Source organism: Ensifer sp. B1-9 (genome assembly GCF_050474445.1).
Classification (GTDB): Bacteria; Pseudomonadota; Alphaproteobacteria; order Rhizobiales; family Rhizobiaceae; genus Ensifer.
The window spans coordinates 1-1,916 of the sequence record NZ_JBCHVG010000039.1; the positions used below are offsets into that span (position 1 = coordinate 1).

General features: G+C 64.7%; 2 protein-coding genes. Both read right to left on the reverse strand.

The window, feature by feature from the left end; translation table 11 throughout:
• The coding region (gene glmS / locus ACQ5BM_RS34535) for a glutamine--fructose-6-phosphate transaminase (isomerizing) (protein ID WP_429820836.1) at positions 1–1,272 on the reverse strand (1,272 nt) is incomplete at its 3' end.
• Positions 1,273–1,499: 227 nt separating this feature from the next.
• Positions 1,500–1,916, reverse strand: a 417-nt coding sequence (locus ACQ5BM_RS34540) for a DapH/DapD/GlmU-related protein (RefSeq protein WP_429820838.1), incomplete at its 5' end; no start/stop codon positions are given.

Genomic DNA, 1,916 nt, shown 5'->3' on the forward strand with positions numbered 1-1,916 from the left:
GCTGACCATGCCGCGGGCGCGGCCGGCGCCGATCGCCAGCGACGCCAGCACCGCGAGTTGGCAGGTGAAGGCCTTGGTCGAGGCGACGCCGATCTCCGGACCGGCAAGGATCGGGAACACCGCATCGGATTCGCGCGCAATGGTCGATTCGCGCGCATTGACGACGGCGCCGATCTTCAGGCCGAGCTCCTTGCAGTAGCGCAGCGAGGCGAGCGTGTCGGCGGTTTCGCCCGACTGCGAGATGAACAGTGCCGCCGACTGCGCCGACAGCGGGATTTCGCGATAGCGGAACTCGGAAGCGACGTCGATTTCCACCGGCAGGCGGGCATAGCGCTCGAACCAGTATTTGCCGACCAGACCAGCGAGATAGGCCGTGCCGCAGGCGGAGATCGCCAGACTCGGAACCTTGGCAAAATCGATTGTGCCGGCGAGCGGCTTGATGCGGTTGCCGGCGAAGTCGATGTAGTGGCTCAGCGCGTGCGCGATCACCTCCGGCTGCTCATAGATCTCCTTCTCCATGAAGTGCCGGTGGTTGCCCTTGTCGATCATATAGGCGGCAGCCGACGAGATCTGGCGCGGTCGATCGACGACGTTGCCGGCGAGATCGAAGATGTGCACGCCGTTCGCACCGATCACCGCCCAGTCGCCGTCGATCAGATAGGTGATCTCGTTGGTGAAGGGCGCAAGCGCGATCGCGTCGGAGCCGAGGAACGTTTCGCCCCTGCCGTGGCCGATCGCCAGCGGCGGGCCATTGCGCGCCGCCATGATCGTCGACGGGTCGTCCTGATAGAGCACGGCGAGCGCATAGGCGCCGGTGACCCGCTTCAGCATCGCATGCATCGCCTCGCGCCGGCCAAGGCCTTCGCGGCGGAACTTGGAGAGCAGATGCGCCACGACCTCGGTGTCGGTGTCGGTCTCGAACCTGGCGCCATCGGCGATCAGTTCGTCCTTCAATTCGGCAAAGTTCTCGATGATGCCGTTATGGACGACGGCGACGCCGTCGGTGAAGTGCGGATGGGCATTGCGCTCGGTCGGCGCACCATGGGTCGCCCAGCGCGTGTGCGCAATGCCGATCGTGCCGGCGAGCGGCTGTTCGCGAAGCCGGATCTCGAGATTGACGAGCTTGCCCTCGGCGCGCCGGCGCTCCAGCGTTCCGCCATTGATGGTCGCCACACCGGCGGAATCATAGCCGCGGTATTCGAGGCGCTTCAGCGCATCGACCAGTCGCTCCGATACCGGCTGGTTGCCAACGATGCCCACAATACCGCACATAGTCGTCTCCGATTTGTCCCCGCGCCCGTCGCGGCGCCTCAGTCAATGAGGGCAGATGTCCCGCCCGACGCGCTGCCTTGGTAAAGCATTTGCCGGGTGAGGCAATCCGCCTCGATTTCACTTTCGGTTTCAGTATTTAACGCTCCGCATGTTTCGCTGAATCGCAGCCGATTCACGCAAGCAGCAGCGGATCTTTACGCGTCTGATGGGGCCACGGCGTCGGCGGCTTAGCCGGCGGCTTTTGCGGCCTTCTTGGCTGCCTTCACAGCCTGGTAGCGCTCGCGCAGCAGTCGCGCCCGACCCGGCTTGATCTCCTGGCGCGCGCGGCCGAAGGCGACGGCGTCGGCCGGCACGTCCTCGGTAATCACGCTGCCCGAGGCAACCAACGCTCCCTCGCCGATCGTCACCGGCGCGACCAGCGACGAATTCGACCCGATGAAGGCATTTTCGCCGATTCGGGTCTCATGTTTGTTCACGCCATCATAGTTGCAGGTGATCGTACCGGCACCGATGTTCGAACCGGCGCCGACGAAGGCGTCGCCGATATAGGTCAGGTGGTTGACCTTGGCGCCTGCGCCGATCTCCGCCTTCTTGACCTCGCAGAAGTTGCCGACCTTCGACTTTTCGCCGAGATCGGCGCCCGG